Here is a 21,617-nt window from a genome sequence, read left to right as displayed (position 1 = left end):
ACTACTTGATCTGAATCTCCGTCTCGGCGTGTACCTGGTCGAAATCCGAAATCAGAACATCGAGCGCGAGGGTCCATCGTCCGGCAACCGGGGCGGCCATCGACGCCTGCCACTGCCCTTCGCCGAGGGAGCGCGCTTCCGCGCTGGATGGCTCGATGCCGTTGTCAGGGCTCGACAGCGTGACGGAAACGCCCTTGGCGGAGAATACGTCCTCGTCCGGTGTCCGCAACTGGATGGCGACACTGACCGGCCCCGCCCGGCCCGGCGATACCGTAATGTCCGCCATCATCTTTTCCGTATGAATGTGGGTGAAAAACGGCTGGACAGCGACTATCAGCGCGCGAGGCGGCGGGGTGAAGCGCCAGAGCCCGACGACGCCGAGGATGGCGGCCACCAGAATTAGCTCGGCGGCGATCGTTCGTCGCATCTGGCGACGAGAGCCAACGCGGCCCTGCCCGATCCGCGGCGTAAGACGCACGCGATTCCAGAGCGCGATCGCCAGCAGCAACGCCACCAGCACCAGCTTGATCGCAAGGACGCGGCCATAATTCGTGGTCCACAGCGCATCCACCCGTTCGAGCTGCACGATAGCGAGCAGCAGACCGCTCGCAAGCAGCGCAGCGACGGCGAAAGGGATAACGCGCGAAAATCTCGTCAGAACCTCGAGGGCGGTCTGGCGGGGTTCGCGCATCGCCAGCGCGAGCGGGGCCAGCGATCCGACCCAGAACGCCAGGGCAACGCCGTGCATGAACACCGCGGGCGCGGTAAGCCATCGCGGCGAGGCAGTAGCGGCATGACCGGTCGTCGCCAGCGCCAGTCCGACGCCGACCAGAGCGCCGAGCGACATCGCCTTTGCGCCGACTTCGCCGGCCCGATGCGACAGCAAAGCCAGAAGCAAGGCAGCGGCCGCGATCGCGGCAGACAACCCGAACGAGCCGTGAGCGCCGACGGTCCATACCGTCGTGTCCGACAAGGACGACGGCGGCAATGCCAGGGCATCGAGTCCCTGCAGCCCGACCGAGAGCGCCAGCGCAGCCAACGCAACGAGATTGACGCAGGCGCCGATGACGCGCGTCGCCTGAGCGGGCGGCGCCCGCAGCCATGCGACGAAGAACGCGCCGCCGGCCCCGACGAACAAGCCGACATAGATGGCCAGCCGCGCCAGCCAGATCGCGCCGCGAAGCAGCGTATCCTCCGAGCGCACCGTCTGCGGCACATGAGCGCCGCGCCGGCCGATCCAGAACGTCGTGGAGCCACCGACCGGGTGACCATCCGCCGAAATTACGCGCCAACTGATGACGTGCGCGCCATCGCCCGATATCGCCGGCGGCGTGAGGACGAGTTGCGCACCGTCACGACGGATGCGGGTGACGTTCGCACCCCTCCCGTTCTGATCGACGATCCGGATCTTCAGCGGGTCCACGGGTTCGTTGAAGGTCAGCGTCAGCGTCGCGGGCGCATGCGCCAACAGCGCACCGTCCGCGGGGTTGCTGGCGATCAGACTGGCGTGAGCCCAGGCCGCCGACGGCAGCAGCGCCGCAGCCAGCAAGAAACACCACACCGCTTGCGCCAGACGTCTCACGGACTCTCAGTGGTTGGCTTTCAGACGAACCACCGGCGCCGGCGCGCGCAGCTTGTCGAACCCCTGCCCCGCGGACGGACGTTCGATCCAACGCTCCACGCCCTGTTCGCACTCCTGCACCGTGGGGAAATAAAGGCTCTCTCCCGGCTTGTCCGGAAGCCGCACGATCAAACCGAAGGTATCATAGAGATTGTCCGGCAGCGGACCGCCACGCCAGGCGACCTCGTCGACGACATCGGTGACGGATTTGCCATGCGGCCCTTGCACCGGCGCATCGAGATTTCTGTTCTTGATTTCGACTTTCCAGCCCGGCTTCATCTGCGGCTTCGCCGACAGGATTCCGTCCGGCAGTTTGATCCGCAGCGCCGTCGTCGCACTGCCTTTGCAGCCGTGCGGCACGGTGAAGACGAGATGCGCATAACTGTCCGCGCGCGCCTCCGCCGGCTGCACCGTAACGTGCGCCAGCGCCCCGTTGCACGAGGCCACGGCGGCAGCCGCCGCAATGACCGAACCGATCCACAATCGTGAGGCAGGCGTCACTTTTTGTGTCCGTCATGATGATGGTCGGCCGCTCCGCCGGCCCGCGCGGTCGGAGCGCGCGCGCCGATGCCTTCCACGTCGAGCGAGACCGCGACCTTGCCCGCTTTTTCGAAATCGAGCGTCACCGGCACATGCTCGCCCTGTTTGAACGGATGCTTGAGATCGACCAGCATCAGGTGATAGCCGCCCGGCGCCAGCTTGACCGTCTTGCCCGGCCCGATCGTGAGACCGCCTTCAACCTGATGCATTTTCATCACGCCGTTGCTCATGCTCATCTGATGAACCTCGAGCTTGGCGGCCGCATCCGTCGAACCGCCGACAAGTTTATCGGCGACCGAGCCCTTGTTCTCGATGGTGAGGTATCCGCCGCCGACCTTGGCGCCGCCGGCCGTGGCGCGCGTCCACGGCTGCGAGATCACCAGATCGCCGGCCTTGACGGATTGAGCATGGACCGGCGCAACCAGGCCAAGCGCGGCGATCGCGAGCCCGCCAACCATGCCGCGAAACATCAACGAGGATTTCATAACATTCTCCATTTTGGTTCTGTCACTTCAGTGAAGTCCGGTCGTGAGGCCGGATCAGACAGCGAGTGCGCACAGCGACGGACATGCTCACCATCGGACTTTGAATCCAGCATAGACCGCTCGCCCTGTGCCGGGTTCAAACAATGGTGAAGTGGCGTTGGCGCGATCGATGATCGAACTGGACGCGATGTAGGCCTTGTTGCCAAGGTTGCGGGCCTCGATGTAGCCGGAATACCTGCCTCCATCGTCGAAGCCCGCCTTCAGCCCATAGATCGCGTAAGCATCGGTGCTCAGCGTATTGGCGCTGTCGGCATAGTAGCCCTGCGGCACCCATTCGAGGTTGGGGCCGATATAGAACCCGTTCGGATGCTTGTAGAGCAGTTCGGCGCGGACGAAGTGGCGCGGCGCACCCGGCAGCAGGTTGTTGCCGAACAAGGCATCGTTGCTGAAACGGAAGTCGTTGAACGTATAGGCGACATTGAGCCACAGCTTGTCGGGTTTGTCGCCGCGCACGAACAGATTGCGAAGGATCGCAGCGCCCGCGCCGGCCTCGATGCCCTGATGCATCGTGCGATCGGCATTGGTGACGTTGCAGTTGCCGAACGCGCTGTAGAGGCAGAGCAGTTCGTTCCTGATCTGAGCACGATAGTACGTCAACTCCCATGTGGCATCCGGACGTTTGCCGCGTGTGCCGATCTCATAGGTGGTCGCGGTTTGCGCACGGATGCTGGTGAATGGAATCGTCGGAATCCCGGGCCCCATCGCGCTCTCGCCGAAGCTCGGCACCTCGGCGCTGCGCGAGATATTGGCAAAAGCCTGCCATGTCGGATCGATCTGCCATAGCAGCCCGCCCTTCGGGCTCCACAGGTTGAACTCCGTTCGGCCCGATTGATCGCCGTCGCTCAGGAAGCGATCCTGCCGGTCGCGCGTGGCGTAGAGGAACTGCGTGCCGGCGACCGCGGCGACGTTTGGCAGGAAATAGAACGAATCCTCGACGTAAACCGAGGTGTTCTGCGATCGGTCGATCGACGACGACAGCAGCGCGCCTTTCTGGCCTGCGAGGTTGGCGAACTGTTGGTTGTCGATGCTGCCGTCGAGCAGATTGACGCCCGCCACCACGCGGTTGCGGAAGCCGCCGATCAGGCGGTCATCGGTCACTCGTGCGAACCCGCCATAGTCCAGATAGTGATAATCCAGCCATTGGAAAATCGGGTGCATCAGATGCCGGTCGACTCCGAACGCGCCGAACTCGACGGTCGTATCGTCGAACCGCACCGTGGTCTTGTTGCCGATCCGCACGGTGTCGATGTTGCGCTGCTGGTCGAGCGCGATGTTGCCGGCGGCGGCGGTCTGGGGCGACGTCAGCGCCGAATCCTTGCTGACGGTGCCGGGAATGCGTTGCCGCACGTCGTTGGCGTTGAGATAGAATCGCGTCTCGAAATCCGGCGAGAACTGATAGCCGACATTGCCGCTGACGCGGGTCGAATGGCCGAAACTGTGGTCGCGAAACCCGTCGCTCGCCTGGGTCGATGCGGTGAGGAAACCATCCCACGGGCCGTTGCTGCCGCCGGCATTGGCTTGCAGCCGCCAGAAGCCGAACGCGCCGGCGTCGACGCTGGCGCCGTTGACGAACGGATCGCGGCCGGACGGGGTCACGAAATTGATCGCGCCGCCGAGCGAATTGGCGCCGAAGCGCAGCGCATTGCCGCCCTTGAACACCTCAACGTATTTGTAGGCGGTCGGGTCGATCTCCTGAAAGTCGCCGTAGCCGTCGGCGGTGTTGATCGGGATTCCGTCCATATAAAGCTGCACGCCGCGCAGATGGAAGTTGCGCGACAGGCTCGAACCGCGGATCGACAGCCGGGTGTCGTCGCCCCATTTCGGCTGGACGAAGACGCCGGGCACATAGTCCAGCACATCCTTTATGGTGTTGGCGACCGTCGAGTTCTTGTAGGCGTCGGCCGTCACCAGGGCGACGCCGCCGGGCGTCTGCTGGATTTCCCGCAACGCCTGCTGTGCGGTCGCGACCGTCAATGATGCAGGGACAGTTTCCGGAACAGCGACCTGCGGCGGCATCGGTGCATGGCGCGCGGCTACACGGCGCGGGGCTCGATTTGACCGGGCCGCGCTGCGCGTCGCACGCTTCGACCGGGGTTTGTTGGAATGCGGTTCCGTGATCGTCACGGCCGGTAGCGCAACATCGGCACCGGACTGCGCGAGAGCGTCGGAAGGCGATGCGACCGCAACGATCGTCGCGAACACGCTGCAAAGCGCGCTGCCTCCGCCGAGGGCGAGGTGGTTGAACATGATATATTCCTGATACCGGACAATCGCCGGGGCGTTCGAACAGATCGGATCACTGCAATGTCATCGCAGCAATCATTCAAAATTTACTGAATCAGGAAATGCCGGGAGGACCGCGGGCCCGCGCATGGGAGTCGGCCACGGATGGCGGCAATACGAAATCCAGGTCGCGCCAGACGACCGCGTTCACGTCGCGCTCAACCGTGACGACGGAGCCCTGCGGATCAGCGGTCGGGGTCGCGGAATGGGCCGCGCCGCATAGCGCACAGCAGCCGGCACACGCCCGATGGGGATCCGTCTGACCGTCTTGCGACGAACTCGCATCGGCAGCATGCGAACAGATCGCGCCCGCCAGCGGATCGGCCGCGGCGTTGCTGAACGCCAGGCAGGCCGCGACCGGTGCGATTATCTGCACCAGCATCGCAAGCATGACGATTGGAAGAAATCTTCCCAGCCGCCGTCGCATGATCCCTACCCCTGCGCGTCCAGTGTCTGCGCGTCCAGTGTCACGGTTGTCAAACGGGTTCTCAGAAGCTGTATTTCGCGGCTAGGACAAAAGTCCTTCCCGGGAACGGATGGAACAGAAAGTATTGTTCGTTGAAGACGTTATCGATGCCGGCATCGAACGACAGGTTTTGCGTCGCGTTGTAATGCACTTTCGTATCCACGACGATGTAGTTGTCGAACGCACCATACACGTGCGAGACGATGTCGGTATTATCCAGTGTCGAGTACTGCTTGCCGCTATAGCGCGCGGCGACGGTATAGGCCCAGCTCTTGTTCGGCCGATAGGTCACACCAAATTTGGCGCGCCAGTCCGGCACGTAAGGCACACGCTTGCCGACCGCCGTATCGGGCTTGCTCGTCAACGGATCGGTTCCGGCCCAGCTCGGGTCCGCAATAATCCGGGAATCGACATAAGTGACGCTGGCGAATACCTGCAGTCCCTTGACGAAGACATCCGTCTTGTCGGCGGCCAATTCAATGCCCTGCATTCCGATAGCCGCCACATTGCCGGTCGTCGTCGTCGGAACCTGTGCCCCGGTGAGAGGGTTCGTCGCGAGATTGGTTTGGGAGATGATCGCGTTATCTGTTCTTTCCTTGAACAGCGTCAGCCGCACCCTCCCCTCGCTCCAGTGCCGCTCGATGTTGAGCTGACCATTGAGGTCGCGCTCGGGCGCGAGATTGGGATTGGCAAAGGTCGCGATGCCGCCAACGGAGATGTTCTGATACAACTCGCCCACCGTGGGATAGCGATAGGCCTCGCCAAAGTTGGCGGTGACGTTCCAGTCCTTGTTCACATCGTAGGACAGCGATGCCTTCGGCGAGAAATTCGTCGAGGCCAGCGAGGGCTGATCGATGGTGGCCGTCGATGTGATGATGCCGGCCGAATTCGCCGTTGTATTCAGATTGAAACCATCCTGCGCGCGCCAGCTCTCGAGCCGTCCGCCGAGCGTCAGCTTGAGGTTTGGGACGATCTTCCAGGCATCCTGAAACCAGAGCGCGCCGGTCCGCGTTTCACCGCGGCCCTCGGAATAGAGCTGGCCGGTCCCTGTCGATGACGTCGCATTCCAGACCGACGACGCAAACACCGGATTTTCGAAATGATAGCGGTCGCCATGCAGGCCGAAGCTGACTTCGTGCGGTCCGTCATAACCGAACGGCCGCCATATGGCCTTTGCATCGGCATTTTGCCAGTTGGTCCCGTCGTTTCGTGTGACCTTGCCGTTCGTCGAATAGCCGACACCCGTGGCGGACACGGTGTACGGGTTCAACATGATGTCCTGGAGATAGTTGTAGCTCGATACCGAGAAATCGAAATCGTAGATGCCCTTGGTATCGCTGCGTAACGAAACGGCGTTGCTGACGTGGGTTTCGTCCCAAGTATACTTGTTGTTAGCGAACGATGCGATGCCGGCGAATGTCGGCTGGCCGGTCGCAATGCTGCGCAGATAGGTCTGGGGAGCGGACGTCTGCACGTTGTTCCAGACACCAAACGAATAGGTCGCCTGCACCAGTGGTGTCACGTCGTAGGCGAGCTTGAAATTGCCCGAGGTCTGTTGCGAATGAACCAGCGCACCGGTACCGACAACGTCCGCCTCTATCCCTTGTTTGTTCAGAGCCGGAAAAGCTCCCGTGGTGCCACCCGGAATTCCCTTGTTCGTCGTATAAGTCAGCGGTTGCTGATAGCTGTCCTGATAGGTCGCGCTCAGGAGCCATGAGAATTTGCCCTGACGATCCCCTGCGACCGCGCTGGTCTGGCTGCTGACGTAGGTGTCCTTGGTGCCGTACTGGCTCCAGGGCATGATCGAAACCGTTTCCTTGGCGCTGGCGATCAGGTGATCCGGCATCTTGGTGGTAAAGATCAGGACCCCGCCGATCGAGTTGCCGGGATAGGCCGCGGCGAACGGACCATCAAGAAAGTCGACTCGGGCGATCGCCTCCGGTGCGATCAAATTCCAGTGGGGAGAGCCGTTCTGGTTGTTGTTGGCAATCAACGCCGAAACCAGCAGGTCGTCGTAGTAGATCAGCGAACGCGCGCTCGAATTGAGTCCCCAGGTACGGGTCGCCAGAACTGCCTGATTGTCGCCGTCGTTGCGTTTGCGCACGAACAGGCTTGGCATGTATTTGACGGCGTCTTCCGCATCCTTGAGATTGATCGTCTCGTCGATCTGCTTTGCCGTAATACTGTGTGATTCCTGCGGAAGCTGAAATCGCTGCTTGATCGGCGGCGAGCTATACCCGGCGTTCAGGCCACTTCCCCCGGCAGGCGGCGGTTTGGCTGCCGCCGTCCTGATCATTACGCGGGGACGCGACGCGACCTGACGGATCGGTTTCCTTGCCCGATGATGCTGAACCTTTTTCTGTACAGGCGGCTCCACCGTGATGGAGGGCAACATCTCGCCTGATGTTTGAGCGGACGCAGGGGTCGACGCCCCCGATAACGTGCAACAAAGCACGAGCACGCTTACGCCGCTCAATGCGTAGATACGAAACATACGAATATCCTGACGCCGGACGTCGCCGGCTTGCTAAGCTCGATGACCGCGCGGATCGGAACCGGCGGTCGCGAAAGAGGCCTGTATCAGGATAGAGACGGCGGGCCGCGGGCCTGCGCGTTGGAGTCGGCCGCGGATGGCGGCAACACGAAATCCAGGTCGCGCCATACGACCGCGTTAACCTCACGCTCAACCGCGACGACGGAGCCTTGCGGGTCGGCGGTCGGGGTTGCGGAATGGGCCGCGCCGCATAACGCGCAGCAACTGCCTTGAGCCCTGTGCGGATCCGTCTGACCGTCTTGCAAAGAGTTTGCATCGGAAGCATGCGAACAGATCGCCCCCGCCAGCGGATCGGCGGCGGCGTTGCCGAAGGCCAGACAGGCAGCAACCGGTGCGAATATCTGCACCAGCATCGCAATCATGACGATTGGAAGAAATCTTCCCAGCCGTCGACGCATCTTCCCCAGCCTTTCGCGCCGAGAGCTACCATGGCCGGAGTCGCGTGTCGAGCCGAGATTCCTCACCGGCTTGCGCGGGAGTGGCACGAGACGCGTCAGCCTTGGCCGGAGACTTGGAATCTGGCCCGGGCGCTTGAGGGTCCGCCGCGCAATATTCCGCTGGACGCATTCGCTTGAGGGCCAGCCGGCTGATTTAATAACCTGAAAAACCTATCACCCGCGACAGCCGCGCGACATTGAGCAAGCCTGAATAATACGCCCAGGACGCAATTCCGTAGAGGATCAGCGAAACGATCGTGGTCCAGATGATTTTGCGGCGCATCAACGGCATGACCGGGGCGCCGGGATCGGTGCCCGGAGGGTGATCGCCGGCTTCGTGTTGACTTTGCACACCGAACGGCAACGTCAGGAACAGCGTGAGCCACCAGAAGACGAAGTAGATGGCAAAGCCAGAGAAGATTGCAGAAGCCATCAGGATTCCTCGATCTCGACAAGCGCGCCGGAAAAATCTTTCGGATGAAAGAACAGCACCGGCTTGCCGTGCGCACCAATCTTCGGCTCGCCGTCGCCAAGCACACGCGCGCCTTCTGATATCAGAATATCACGGGTCGCGACGATATCAGGTACTTCATAGCAGATATGGTGAATACCGCCATCGGCATTGTGCTCGACAAACTTCGCGATCGGAGAGGCCTCGCCGAGCGGCTGGATAAATTCGATCTTGGTGTTCGGCAACCGGGCGAACACAGTGATCACTCCATGTTCCGGCAGCGGGACCGCGGCGGAAATCTCAGCGCCGAACGCGGTGCCGTAGATCCTCGCCGCCTTTTCGGCATCCCTGACGGCGATAGCCACATGATTGAGCCGGCCCAGCATGTTATCCTGCAATACCCAACGGTTCGATTTCAATTCTCGCCATACCTGCTCGCGCAGGATCGACATCCACGTTCAACGTCAGGTGTTCGCCGTCAAGGGTCGCATCAAACTCACTTTCCTAAATCACCAGAACGTGAACATAGCAGAGCGGCTTCTTACCCCACTCTTCGGCAACCGTGGCCCGCACGGCGCGGCGCACTGACTCGGCCACCGCATCCGGATCGCGCCGCCGCGTCCGCGGCAACGCCTTCACCGTCGATATCACCGTATCGAAAACAATGTCGTCGAGCACCTCGCCAACCGGATTCTTCTCCGGTATGCCGACGAGATCAAGCTCGGGATCGTCAGCCAGTTCGCCCTTTTCCGTAATGGCGATCGCCACGAACACGCAGCCCGCAAATGCCATGCGCCGCCGCTCGACGACCGCCCGCGAACTCGAATCCTCAAGGATGGAACCATCCTTGTAAAGGCGCCCCGACGGCAATTCATCGATGATGCCAGGGTCTCCAGGTCCAAGCCGGACCAGATCGCCGTTTTTGCAAATCAGGACTTTCGGCACGCCCGCAGCGCGCGCCAGCCGCGCATGTTCGGAGAGATGCAAAGCCTCGCCATGCACCGGGATCAGCACCTGCGGGCGAACCCACGCGATCATGTCCCGCAGTTCGTCACGACGCGGATGCCCCGACACATGAACCAGTTCGGTGCGATCGGTGATGACCTCGATGCCCTGAATCACCAAACCGTTGATGATCGCCCCAACAGCCTTCTCGTTGCCGGGAATGGTGCGCGAGGAAAAGATCACGGTGTCGCCGCGGTTCAGCGTCACCTGCGGATGATCGTCCCTGGCGATCCGCGCGAGAGCCGCTCGCGGTTCGCCCTGGCTGCCCGTGCACAGCGCCAACACTTTGTCCGGCGGAAGATGACCATACACATCGGCGCTGCGGAAATCCTGCATCCCGTCCAGATGCCCGGTCTCGCGCGCGACTTGCACCACCCGCTCCATGGCACGGCCGACCACCACGACTTCGCGTCCCGCTTCGCGCGCGGCATCGGCCACGGCACGCAGCCGCCCGACATTGGATGCGAACGTCGTTACAGCGACCCGGCCTTTGGCCGCCTTCACCAATTCCGCAATGGCTTTGGCAACTTCAGTTTCGGACGGCGAGCGTCCGTCTCTCACCGCATTGGTGGAATCGCCGATCAGTGCCAGCACGCCCTCGCGGCCAAGCTCGCGAAGCCGCCGCTCGTCGGTCGGCGGACCGACGATCGGGGTCGGGTCGATCTTCCAGTCGCCGGTGTGCACGACGATTCCCGCCGCCGTGTGAATCGCCAGCGCGTGGGATTCCGGAATCGAATGCGCCACCGGAACGAACTCGACGCCGAAGGGACCGATATCGATGCGTCCACCCGAAGGCACCACCGTCACCGGAATCTCCGGCGGATTGCGTTCCGCCGCGCACTTGGCCTCGAACAACGCCGCGCTGAATTTCGTGGCGAAGATCGGGCATTTCAGGCGCGGCCACAAATCGATGATCGCACCGAAGTGATCCTCATGGGCGTGAGTCAGGACGAGACCGACAAGGTTCTTCCGTTCTTTTTCGAGAAACCGGATGTCCGGCATGATGAGATCGATGCCCGGCAAGTGCTCCTCGTCGCCGAAGGAAACGCCGAGATCGACCGCCAGCCAGCTCCGCTGATGCCGGTTGCCGAGCCCGTAGATCGACAGGTTCATGCCGATCTCGCCCACGCCTCCGAGCGGAGCGAACATCAATTCATCAGGCCGGGCTATCATGTTGCTCCGATCGATGCCGCCGCGCCGAAATACACGTCTCCGGCGGAGACAGCCACTCGCTTGCCATCGGCGGTCGCCAAGATCAAACAGCCGTCGTCATCGATGGTCTCAAAGATCCCGGATATCGTGGATGAGCCGGACTGAATCGAAACCGGCTGACCGACGCCCGCCGCCCGGTCGAGCCAGAGGCGCCGGAGGTCGTCGAAGCCGCGGCCCCGGTCCCAGATTCCGCGAAACTCGACCCAGGCCTCCGTCAACGCGCGAAACAGATCCTCGGCTCCGACATCAATGCCGAGGTCCCGCAACGAGACCGCCGGATTCGGCAATCCCCCCGGCGCAGCGACGACGTTGGCGCCGATACCCACGACCACGGCGAGGCGGCCATGCGCGACGGTCTCCGCCTCCAGCAGGATCCCCGCAAGTTTCCTGCCGCCCGCCAGCACGTCGTTCGGCCATTTTAAATGAAATGTCACGTTTTCCGAACCGGGAGATCTCATGCGCGCCTCAAGGCTCACCGTTTGCAACGCGGCTTCGAGCGCCAATCCCGCAGCAAAGCTCAGTGTTGCCGCTACGGCCGGCTGCGTGTCGATGACTTCGAGAATGCTGGTGGCCAGATTGCCCCGGGGGGTAACCCAGGCGCGCTGTCGGCGCCCGCGTCCAGCCGTCTGCGCCGTCGTCGCCAGCCAGATCGGGCCGGTTTCGCCTGCCCGTGCCCGGACCAGCGCTTCAGTGTTGGTCGAGCCAATACTGTCGAAGGTCGCGAGCCGGTAGCCAGCCGATGTGGCTCGTGGACCCAGCGAAAACATCATTTAAACGATGCCATTCAGAATAATGACTTCGCGGCCGCCGTGGCGGCGCTGACCAAGGGCCCCGGATAGGCAAAGAACAGCATGTTGAAGAGCGCTGTCGCCGCCACCACCGACCGCAATTCGATATGCACGGGATCTGCCGCTTCGACCTGCTCGTCGAAATACATCACCTTGATGACGTTGAGGTAGTAGAACGCGCCGACCACGCTGGTGATGACGCCGATCACCGACAGCGCGAACAGTCCCGCCTTGATCGCAGCGGTGAAGACATAGAATTTGGCGAAGAAGCCCGCCAACGGCGGAATTCCAGCCAGTGAGAACAGCAGCATCGCGAAGAAAAACGCCAGCAGCGGATTGGTCCGCGACAGCCCCGCGAAATCGCTGATCTGCTCCAGCGCCTGGCCGTTACGGCTCATGGCGAGAATGACGGTGAACGCCCCGAACGTCATCACGGTATAGATGACCAGATAAAGCACGACGCCCTGCGCGCCTTCGACAGTGCCGGCGGCGAGACCGACAAGCGCAAAACCCATGTGGCCGATCGACGAATAAGCCATCATGCGTTTGATGTTGCGCTGGCCGATCGCGCCGAACGAACCGAGCGCCATGGATGCGATCGCCACGAAAACCACGATCTGCTGCCACTCGGAGACGACGCCGGAAAACGCGGTCAGCACCACGCGGGTAAACACCGCCATCGCCGCGACCTTCGGCGCCGAGGCGAAGAACGCCGTAACCGGCGTCGGCGCGCCTTCATAAACGTCGGGCGTCCACATATGGAACGGAACCACCGACACCTTGAAGCAGAGGCCCGCCAGCAGAAAGACGATGCCGAATATAATTCCGATATCGCCGGTCTTCGCGGCGGCCGCGATACCGGCAAAACTGACGGTTCCCGTGAAGCCATAGATCAGCGAAGCGCCGTACAACAGCATGCCCGACGCCAGCGCGCCGAGAACGAAATATTTCAATCCTGCTTCGGTCGACTTGACGTTGTCGCGGTTGCTCGCCGCCACCACGTAAAGCGCGAGGCTCATCAATTCGAGCCCGAGATACAGCATGATCAGGTCGGCCGCCGAAATCAGCACCATCATGCCGACCGTCGAGAGCATCACCAGGATCGCGAACTCGAACATCCGCCTGGACTGCCCTTCTATAAACTCGCGGGACAAAACGAGCGTCGCAGCCGAGCCGAGCAAGGCAAGGATTTTCAGAAACCGCGCGAAATCGTCGACGACGAAACTGCCGCCGAACGCGACCAGCCTCCCCCTCGGCAGCAGGTACTCCATCACGCCGGTCGCGATGAGAAGACATACAGCCAGAACCGTGATGAGAGCGGTCGCGCTCTGGCCGCGCCACGCCCCGATCATCAGCGACGCCATCGCACCGACCGCCAGCACGATTTCCGGCAATACGGGAAGCAGTTGATATCCGGCAGCCTCAAACATCATCGTCGGTGTTCCTGACCTGCCGTGATCATGGCAGCGCCGCCGCCTTGATGGCGGCGGTCGCGCTTGCATAGTTGTTGACGAGATTTTGTACGGAGGCCGCCGACAGATCGAGCACCGGTTTCGGATAAACGCCGAACAGGATCGTCAGCGCCACCAGCGGCGCCAGCGTCAGCCCCTCCCGGAATGTCAGATCCTTGATGGTCGCGAGCGACGGCTTGACCAGCGCGCCGAACACGATCTTGCGATACAGCCACAAGGCATAGGCCGCCGACAGGATCACGCCGAGCGTCGCCGCCACGGCAGTGGGAATGCTGACCTTGAACGTGCCGATCAGCGACAGGAATTCGCCCACGAACCCGGATGTGCCGGGTAGCCCCACATTGGCCATCGTGAAGACAAGGAACACCAGCGCGTAGAGCGGCATCCGGTTGACGAGCCCGCCATACGACGCGATCTCGCGCGTATGCATGCGGTCATAGACGACGCCGACGCAGAGAAACAACGCGCCCGACACGATGCCGTGCGACACCATCTGGAATACGCCGCCGTGGACCCCCTGCATGGTGCCGGCGAAGATTCCCATGGTCACGAAACCCATGTGGGCCACCGACGAGTAGGCGATCAGCTTCTTCATATCGTCCTGCATCAGCGCCACCAGCGAGGTGTAGACGATCGCGATGGCCGAGAGCGCAAAAATCAGCGGCGCGAAATCGTGCGACGCGAGCGGGAACATCGGCAGCGAAAACCGCAGGAAGCCGTAACCTCCCATCTTCAGCAGGATCGCTGCGAGAATCACCGAACCCGCCGTGGGTGCCTCGACATGCGCGTCGGGAAGCCAGGTGTGAACGGGCCACATCGGCATCTTGACCGCAAACGAGGCAAAGAAGGCGAGCCACGCCCACTTCTGCAAATTGTATGGAACAGCCGTGTGCATCAGCGTGGGGATGTCGGTGGTGCCGGCGTTCCAGTAGAGCGCCATGATGGCCAGCAGCATCAGAACCGAGCCGAGCAGCGTATAGAGGAAGAACTTGAAGGTGGCATAGACTCGGCGCGGTCCACCCCAGATGCCGATGATCAGGAACATCGGAATCAGGCCACCTTCGAAAAATACGTAGAACAGCAACAGGTCGAGCGACGAGAACGTGCCGACCATCAGCGTTTCCAAAACGAGAAACGCCATCATGTAGGCAGGCACGCGACGGGTGATCGACCTCCAGCTCGCGATGATGCATAGCGGCATCAGCGCCGTGGTGAGGATGACGAACGGCAGCGAGATGCCATCGACGCCCATCTTGTAGGCGATGCTCGAGGCCAGCCAGTGCCTCTCTTCGACAAACTGGAATCCGGTGCTCGCCGGATCGAACCGCATCACCAGAATCAACGAGACCGCGAAGGTGACCAGCGTGGTCCATAGAGCGATCCAGCGCGCGTTTCCGTGAGTGGCCGCGTCGTCACGGCAACTGACATAGATGATCAACGCGCCGATCACCGGCAGAAACGTCGTGACCGACAGAATGGGCCAGGTCGTCATCTTACTGGCCTCCCGCGCCGAACATGAACCAGGTAATCAGGCCGGCGACCCCGATCAGCATTGCGAATGCATAGTGATAGAGGTAGCCGGTCTGCAGTCTCACCACATTTCGGGTGACGTCGAGCACCCCGGCCGAAACGCCGTCGGGACCAAAACCGTCGATGACGAAGCCGTCGCCTTTCTTCCACAGGAAGCGGCCGAGCCGTTTCGCCGGCTGTACGAAGATCAGTTCATACAGCTCGTCGAAATACCACTTGTTGAGCAGGAACCGATAGAGCATCTGGTGCTCGCGGGCGAGCGTGACCGGAATATCGGGCCGGAGAACGTAGAACAGCCACGCGATCACAAAACCGAGGATCATCATCGCGGTGGGCAAGAAGCCGATTGTTTGCGGGATGTGATGCATTTCCTCGATGAGGTGCGGGCGCACCTTCAGAGATTCCCCGAAGAACTCTTCAACCCCGTGACCCGTGAACAACTCCTTGAACGGGAAGCCTGCGAGGATCGAGCCGGCCGCAAGAATACCGATCGGAATCAGCATCCAGATCGGACTTTCGTGCGCAGCCTTATAGTGAGCCTGATCGTGCGGCTCTCCGTGGAAGGTTTTGAAGAACAACCGCCATGAATAGAAAGAGGTCAGTCCGGCAGCGAGCACGGTCATCAGGAAACCGTAGTAGGCGAATGGATTGTGAGACACGTAGGCGGATTCGATGATCGCGTCCTTCGAAAAATAGCCGGCCGTCAGCGGAAACCCCGTCAGCGCCAGCGTGCCGATAAACATGACGAAATACGTGTAGGGGATGCGATCCTTCAGACCGCCCATGTTGCGGATGTCCTGCTCGTGATGCATCGCGTAGATCACCGAACCCGAGCCCAGGAACATCAGCGCCTTGAAGAAGGCGTGGGTGAACAAATGGAACATGCCGACCGAGTAAGCCCCCGCCGCCATCGCAACGAACATGTAGCCGAGCTGCGAACAGGTCGAATAGGCTATGATCCGCTTGATGTCGTTCTGGACGAGAGCGATCGTCGCCGCGAAGAACGCCGTGGTCGCGCCGATGAACATCACGAAAGCTTGCGCATCCGGCGCCAGCTCGAACAACGGCGACAGCCGCGCCACCATGAACACCCCGGCGGTCACCATGGTCGCCGCGTGGATCAGCGCCGAGACCGGCGTCGGACCTTCCATGGCGTCCGGCAGCCAGGTATGCAACAGGAACTGGGCCGACTTGCCCATCGCGCCCATGAACAGCAGCAGGCAGATCAGCGTCAGCGCGTTGACGTCCCAGGCGAGGAAGTGGACCGTCTTTCCAGTCAACCCCGGCACCGCCGCGAAGATGGTATCGAAATCGGTCGAGCCGACCAGCATGAACACCGCAAAGATGCCGAGCGAAAAGCCGAAGTCGCCGATGCGGTTGACCACGAACGCCTTGATCGCCGCCGCATTGGCCGACGGCTTCCGATACCAGAATCCGATCAGCAGATAACTGGCGAGACCGACGCCCTCCCAACCGAAGAACAGTTGGACCAGGTTGTCCGCCGTCACAAGCATCAGCATCGCGAAGGTGAACAGCGACAGATAGCCAAAAAAGCGCGGACGATTCGGATCCTCGTCCATGTATCCGATCGAATAAAAGTGCACCAGCGACGATACCGTGGTGACGACCACGAGCATCACCGCCGTCAGCGTATCGACCCGCAACGACCAACCGATCTGAAGATCGCCGGAAGCGATCCACGAGAACAGCGCAATCCGCGCGTCGTGATGCATGAAGCCGACATCGACCAGCACCATCCATGACAGGGCCGCGCAAGCGATCAGCAGGCCGGTCGTGATCAACTCGGCAACGCGCGATCCCGCCGCCGGAGGCTCGCTGACATGATGATCGTCGTGACCGTGGTCGTCGCCGTGACCGTGATCACCATGCGTCGTCGCCGCGTGAGCATGACCGTGGTCGCCGTGATGGTCGACCGTATCGCCGCTGGGGTTGCGCCCATGCGCGCCCACCAGGGCAATCAGCCCGGCGAGGATCGCGCCGATCAGCGGCAGAAAGACGATTGCCTCGATCATGCACCCACCCCATTGAGCATGACCCCACGACCAATGACTCGATCGGTCGGAAAGAGCCGGTCCTCGCTTTTCCGGATCATGCTTCAGCCCTTCATCAGATTGACGTCCTCAACCGCGATCGAACCGCGGTTGCGGAAATAGACAACGAGAACAGCAAGACCGATCGCGGCCTCCGCCGCGGCGACCGTGAGCACCAACAGCGTGAACACCTGCCCGACGATGTCGCCCAGGAATACGGAAAACGCCACCAGGTTGATGTTGACCGCCAGCAGGATCAGTTCCACCGACATCAGGATGACGATGATGTTCTTGCGGTTGAGAAAGATGCCGAGAATCCCGAGAGTAAACAGGATCGCGGCAACCGCCAGGTAGTGACCGAGCCCGATCGTCATTTCACCCACTCCGCGGCGTCGGCGTCCTGCAGTCCCTGCCCGGAGGCAACCTGGCGCACGCGCATCGCCATCTCGGGAGTCCGGGCGTTCTGGACATTGATGTCCTGCCGCTTGACGCTTTCCCTGTGCCGCAGCGTCAGCACGATGGCGCCGATCATCGCCACCAGCAGCACCATGCCGGCGAGCTGGAAATAATGGATGTACTTCGTATAGAGCACGAGGCCGAGCGCCTCGGTATTGCTCACCTCGCCCGGAATGGCCGCCGTGATCGATTTCGTGACCGCCGGAGTGAGGGTCCAGGGAAGACGGCCGCGATCACCATGCCGAAAGGCAGGTATTCGAGAAAGCCCTCGCGCAATTCGGCGAAATCCCCGTCCAGCATCATGATGACGAACAGGAACAACCAGCATCATGATGACGAACAGGAACAACACCGCGACCGCGCCGACATAGACCACGATGAGGATCATCGCGAGAAATTCCGCGCCCAGCAGGATGAACAGGCCGGCGGCGTTGACGAACGCCAGAATGAGAAACAGCACCGAATGCACGGGATTGCGCGAGGTGATGACCATCGCGGCGGATGCGACGCACACGCCAGCGAACAGATAAAAGAACAGCGCGGGAAGGATCATGCCCTCATCTCACCGGTACGGCGCATCGAGTTCGATCGCTTTGGCGATCTCGCGTTCCCAGCGGTCGCCGTTGGCGAGCAGCTTGGCCTTGTCATAGTAGAGTTCCTCGCGGGTCTCGGTCGCGAATTCGAAATTCGGCCCCTCGACGATGGCGTCGACCGGACAGGCCTCCTGGCACAATCCGCAATAGATGCATTTCACCATGTCGATGTCGTAGCGCACGGTGCGCCGCGTGCCGTCGTTGCGGCGCGGGCCGGCCTCGATGGTGATGGCCTGCGCCGGACAGATCGCCTCGCACAGCTTGCAGGCGATGCAGCGCTCCTCGCCGTTCGGATAGCGTCGCAACGCATGCTCGCCGCGGAAGCGCGGCGAGATCGGATTCTTCTCGAAGGGGTAATTGATCGTCGGCTTCGGCTTGAAGAAATACCGCATGGTGAGGAAGAACGCCGATATGAATTCGGTCAGCAGAAGCGAACGGGCTGTTGCATTGATACTCATGACACCCTCACTTCGGCGCGATGCCGGCGAACTGCAACACGCCGGCCACGATCACCACCATCGCCAGCGACAGCGGCAGGAACACCTTCCAGCCGAGCCGCATCAGTTGATCGTAGCGGTAGCGCGGCACGATCGCCTTCGCCATCGCGAACATGAAGAACATGAACAGCAGCTTCAGCGAAAACCAGACAACGCCGGGCACCCAGGTGAACGGCGGCAGGTCGACCGGCGGCAGCCAGCCGCCCATGAACAGGATCGCGCCCATCGCGCACATGGTGGTGATGGCGACATACTCGCCGAGCATGAACAACAGGTACGGCGTCGAGCCGTACTCGACCATGAAACCCGCGACGAGTTCGGATTCCGCCTCGACCAGGTCGAACGGCGGACGGTTGGTCTCGGCCAGGGCCGAAACATAGAACACCACGAACATCGGCAGCAGCGGCAGCCAATACCAGTTCAGGAAGGTCAGCCACGGCAGTCCGATCATGCTGGCCAGACCGCGGGCGTGCTGCGCCTCGACGATGGCCGACAGATTCAGCGAGCCGGCACAGAGCAGCACGGTAATGATGACGAAGCCGATCGAGACTTCGTACGAGACCATCTGCGCCGCCGAGCGCAATGCCGCGAGGAACGGATATTTCGAGTTCGACGACCAGCCGCCCATGATGATGCCGTAGATCGACAGCGACGAGATCGCGAAGATGTAGAGAATCCCGACATTGATGTCGGAGATCACCCAGTTCAGATTAACCGGAATCACCGCCCACGCCGCCAGCGCCAGGATGCAGGAGACCAGCGGCGCCAGCAGGAACACACCCTTGTTGGCGCCGGAGGGAATGATCGGTTCCTTCAGCACGAACTTCAGAAGATCGGCGAACGACTGAAACAGGCCCCACGGCCCGACGACGTTGGGTCCGCGCCGGATCTGCACCGCCGCCCAGATCTTGCGATCGGCAAGAATGATGTAGGCGACCGCAATCAGCAGAACGACAAGCAGCAGCACGCTCTGCGCGACCATCACGATCAGCGGCCAGAGAAAGTCCGTCCATAACGGCATTGCGAAAAATTCGGCCATCGCGCTCACTCCGCCGCCGTCAGCATGCGACCGGACGCGAGCCGCGAGCATTCCGCCATCACGGCCGAGGCCCGCGCGATCGGGTTGGTCAGATAATAGTCGTCGACCGCAGCCTTGAACGGCGACTTCTCGATAGTGCCGCCACGGCCCGCAAGGTTCTTGACCGCGAATCGCCGGCCTCGATCCGGTCGATCCGCATCAGGTGCGGCACCGCCTTGAACATCGCCTGCCGCAGCGCCGCCAGCGAGTCGTAGCCCAGCGTCCTGCCCAGCACGTCGGACAATGCGCGGATGATGGCCCAGTCCTCCCGCGCCTCGCCGGGCGGGAAGCCGGCGCGGTCGGCCATCTGCACCCGGCCTTCCGTGTTGACGTAGATGCCGGTCTTCTCGGTATACGCCGCGCCCGGCAAGATCACGTCGGCACGGTGCGCGCCGGTATCGCCGTGGGTGCCGATGTAAACGACAAATGTCCCGTCCGGCACCTTGATCTCGTCGGCCCCGAGCGAAAACAGAACGTCGAGCCCGGCGGGTGCGGTCATCTGCGCGACGTTCAAGCTGCTTTTTCCCGGCGCGAAGCCGAGGTCCAGCGCGCCGACCCGCGACGCCGCATCGTGAAGCACCGCGAATCCGTTCCAGCCGTCCTTCAGCGCGCCGACGTCGGCGGCGAGCTTCGCCGCGGCTGCGAGAACGGCCCTGCCATCACGCCGCGATGTCGCGCCCGCACCGACCAGCACGATCGGATTTTTTGCGCCTTTCAACACGCCGAGAAACTTGTTCTTGCCGGCGGCGAGGTCCGCGAGCGATTCCGGACCGGCTCCGAGATAATCGTATTCGTAAGCCAGATCGGCCCTCTCGCCGATCACGCCGATCGCAAGCTGGCCGGTTCGCCAGCGCTTGCGGATGCGCGCGTTGAGGATCGCCGCTTCTTTGCGCGGGTTCGAGCCCACGATCAGCAGCGCATCGGCCTGCTCGATCCCGGCAATCGTCGGATTGAAGATGTAGGACGCCCGCCCCGCCGCCGGATCGAACGCGTCGCCGCCCTGCACCGCGACGTTGCTCGAACCGAGTTTCGACAGCAGGTCCTTCAGCGCGAACATGTCCTCGACAGCGGCAAGATCGCCGGCGATCGCGCCGACCCGCACACCGTCGGTCCGCGAGACCTTCGCGGCGGTCGCAGCGAACGCCTCGGACCATGAGGCCGCGCGCAGCACGCCGTCTTCACGGATGTAGGGCCGGTCGAGTCGCTGGGTGCGCAAGCCATCGACGATGTGGCGGGTCTTGTCGGAAATCCACTCCTCGTTCACCGTCTCGTTGACGCGCGGCAGGATGCGCATCACCTCGCGCCCGCGCGTATCGACCCGAATGGCGGAGCCGACCGCGTCCATCACGTCGATGGACTGGGTCTTGCCGAGTTCCCACGGCCGCGCCGCGAACGCATAAGGTTTCGAGGTCAATGCGCCGACCGGACAGATATCGACGAGGTTGCCTTGCAGTTCCGACGTCAGCGCGCTTTCAAGATAGGTGGTGATCTCCATGTCCTCGCCGCGGCCGATCGCGCCCATTTCCGGCGCGCCGCACACCTCCGCGCAGAATCGGACGCAGCGCGTGCACTGGATGCAGCGGGTCATCACCGTCTTGACCAGCGCGCCGAGATACTTGTCCTCGACCGCGCGCTTGTTCTCGGCGAAGCGCGAGGTATCGACGCCGTATCCCATCGCCTGATCCTGCAAATCGCACTCGCCGCCCTGATCGCAGATCGGACAGTCGAGCGGATGGTTGATCAGCAGGAACTCCATCACGCCTTCGCGCGCTTTCTTCACCATCGGCGAACGCGTGGAGATTTGCGGAGGCTCTCCATTGGGGCCGGGCCGGCAGTCGCGCACGCCCCAGGCGCAGCTCGCGACCGGCTTCGGACCGCCCTTCACCTCGACAAGGCACATCCGGCAGTTGCCCGCGATCGACAGCCGCTCATGGTAGCAGAAGCGCGGAATCTCGGCGCCGGCGGCCTCGCACGCCTGCAACAGCGTGTACTCGGCGGGGACGTCGATCTCTTTGCCGTCGATGATAAGCTTCGTCAT

General features: G+C 62.2%; 18 protein-coding genes and 1 pseudogene. All 19 read right to left on the bottom strand.

The window, feature by feature from the left end; translation table 11 throughout:
- Position 1: 1 nt before the first annotated feature.
- The 19 genes and pseudogenes from ACMDCM_RS05685 to nuoG all read right to left on the bottom strand — a co-directional run bounded on the left by ACMDCM_RS05685 (position 2) and on the right by nuoG (position 21,617).
- The gene (locus ACMDCM_RS05685; protein ID WP_412772652.1) at positions 2–1,582 is read right to left on the bottom strand and encodes a copper resistance CopC/CopD family protein; all 1,581 of its coding nucleotides are present in this window, start codon (positions 1,580–1,582) and stop codon (positions 2–4) included.
- Positions 1,583–1,588: 6 nt separating this feature from the next.
- Positions 1,589–2,122 (bottom strand): YcnI family protein, encoded by a 534-nt coding sequence (locus ACMDCM_RS05680; protein WP_412772651.1) that lies wholly within the window; start codon positions 2,120–2,122, stop codon positions 1,589–1,591.
- Entirely contained in the window at positions 2,119–2,646 is a 528-nt protein-coding gene (locus tag ACMDCM_RS05675) for a copper chaperone PCu(A)C (protein WP_412772650.1), read from the bottom strand. The genes ACMDCM_RS05680 and ACMDCM_RS05675 overlap by 4 nt, the downstream gene beginning before the upstream one ends.
- Before the next feature lie 87 nt (positions 2,647–2,733).
- The gene (locus ACMDCM_RS05670) at positions 2,734–4,953 is read right to left on the bottom strand and encodes a TonB-dependent receptor family protein (RefSeq protein WP_412772649.1); all 2,220 of its coding nucleotides are present in this window, start codon (positions 4,951–4,953) and stop codon (positions 2,734–2,736) included.
- Positions 4,954–5,044: 91 nt separating this feature from the next.
- The gene (locus ACMDCM_RS05665; RefSeq protein WP_412772648.1) at positions 5,045–5,416 is read right to left on the bottom strand and encodes a DUF2946 family protein; all 372 of its coding nucleotides are present in this window, start codon (positions 5,414–5,416) and stop codon (positions 5,045–5,047) included.
- A gap of 61 nt (positions 5,417–5,477) precedes the next feature.
- Positions 5,478–7,751 carry a TonB-dependent receptor gene (locus ACMDCM_RS05660; protein ID WP_412772647.1) on the bottom strand — a complete coding sequence of 758 codons (2,274 nt, stop codon included), beginning with the start codon at positions 7,749–7,751 and terminating at the stop codon, positions 5,478–5,480.
- A gap of 284 nt (positions 7,752–8,035) precedes the next feature.
- The gene (locus tag ACMDCM_RS05655; RefSeq protein ID WP_412774678.1) at positions 8,036–8,407 is read right to left on the bottom strand and encodes a DUF2946 domain-containing protein; all 372 of its coding nucleotides are present in this window, start codon (positions 8,405–8,407) and stop codon (positions 8,036–8,038) included.
- Positions 8,408–8,600: 193 nt separating this feature from the next.
- A complete protein-coding gene (locus tag ACMDCM_RS05650; RefSeq protein WP_412772646.1) occupies positions 8,601–8,879 on the bottom strand; it encodes a DUF1467 family protein in 279 nt (92 codons plus the stop codon).
- Entirely contained in the window at positions 8,879–9,283 is a 405-nt protein-coding gene (gene mce, locus ACMDCM_RS05645; protein WP_412774677.1) for a methylmalonyl-CoA epimerase, read from the bottom strand. The genes ACMDCM_RS05650 and mce overlap by 1 nt, the downstream gene beginning before the upstream one ends.
- A gap of 118 nt (positions 9,284–9,401) precedes the next feature.
- Positions 9,402–11,072: a ribonuclease J gene (locus ACMDCM_RS05640; RefSeq protein ID WP_412774676.1), complete on the bottom strand. Its 1,671-nt coding sequence runs from the start codon at positions 11,070–11,072 to the stop codon at positions 9,402–9,404.
- Complete coding sequence (locus ACMDCM_RS05635) at positions 11,072–11,884, bottom strand: biotin--[acetyl-CoA-carboxylase] ligase (RefSeq protein WP_412772645.1); 813 nt, start codon at positions 11,882–11,884, stop codon at positions 11,072–11,074. Before ACMDCM_RS05635 ends, ACMDCM_RS05640 begins: the two co-directional genes overlap by 1 nt.
- Positions 11,885–11,898: 14 nt before the next feature.
- Positions 11,899–13,335 carry an NADH-quinone oxidoreductase subunit NuoN gene (nuoN, locus tag ACMDCM_RS05630; RefSeq protein ID WP_412772644.1) on the bottom strand — a complete coding sequence of 479 codons (1,437 nt, stop codon included), beginning with the start codon at positions 13,333–13,335 and terminating at the stop codon, positions 11,899–11,901.
- A 25-nt stretch (positions 13,336–13,360) separates the two neighbouring features.
- Complete coding sequence (locus ACMDCM_RS05625; RefSeq protein WP_412772643.1) at positions 13,361–14,866, bottom strand: NADH-quinone oxidoreductase subunit M; 1,506 nt, start codon at positions 14,864–14,866, stop codon at positions 13,361–13,363.
- Between the two features lies 1 nt (position 14,867).
- Complete coding sequence (gene nuoL / locus ACMDCM_RS05620) at positions 14,868–16,937, bottom strand: NADH-quinone oxidoreductase subunit L (RefSeq protein WP_412772642.1); 2,070 nt, start codon at positions 16,935–16,937, stop codon at positions 14,868–14,870.
- A gap of 83 nt (positions 16,938–17,020) precedes the next feature.
- Positions 17,021–17,329, bottom strand: coding sequence for an NADH-quinone oxidoreductase subunit NuoK (gene nuoK, locus ACMDCM_RS05615; protein WP_412772641.1), 309 nt, complete (start codon positions 17,327–17,329; stop codon positions 17,021–17,023).
- Positions 17,326–17,964, bottom strand: a complete 639-nt coding sequence (locus tag ACMDCM_RS05610; protein WP_412772640.1) for an NADH-quinone oxidoreductase subunit J — start codon at positions 17,962–17,964, stop codon at positions 17,326–17,328. Before ACMDCM_RS05610 ends, nuoK begins: the two co-directional genes overlap by 4 nt.
- Before the next feature lie 9 nt (positions 17,965–17,973).
- Positions 17,974–18,462, bottom strand: coding sequence for an NADH-quinone oxidoreductase subunit NuoI (nuoI, locus tag ACMDCM_RS05605; RefSeq protein ID WP_079446677.1), 489 nt, complete (start codon positions 18,460–18,462; stop codon positions 17,974–17,976).
- Between the two features lie 7 nt (positions 18,463–18,469).
- Positions 18,470–19,540 carry an NADH-quinone oxidoreductase subunit NuoH gene (gene nuoH / locus ACMDCM_RS05600; RefSeq protein WP_412772639.1) on the bottom strand — a complete coding sequence of 357 codons (1,071 nt, stop codon included), beginning with the start codon at positions 19,538–19,540 and terminating at the stop codon, positions 18,470–18,472.
- Positions 19,541–19,545: 5 nt separating this feature from the next.
- Positions 19,546–21,617, bottom strand: a pseudogene (nuoG, locus tag ACMDCM_RS05595) (NADH-quinone oxidoreductase subunit NuoG).

The organism is Nitrobacter sp. (assembly GCF_047149785.1).
Lineage (GTDB): Bacteria > Pseudomonadota > Alphaproteobacteria > Rhizobiales > Xanthobacteraceae > Nitrobacter.
This window is presented reverse-complemented; position numbering and strand designations above follow the sequence as displayed.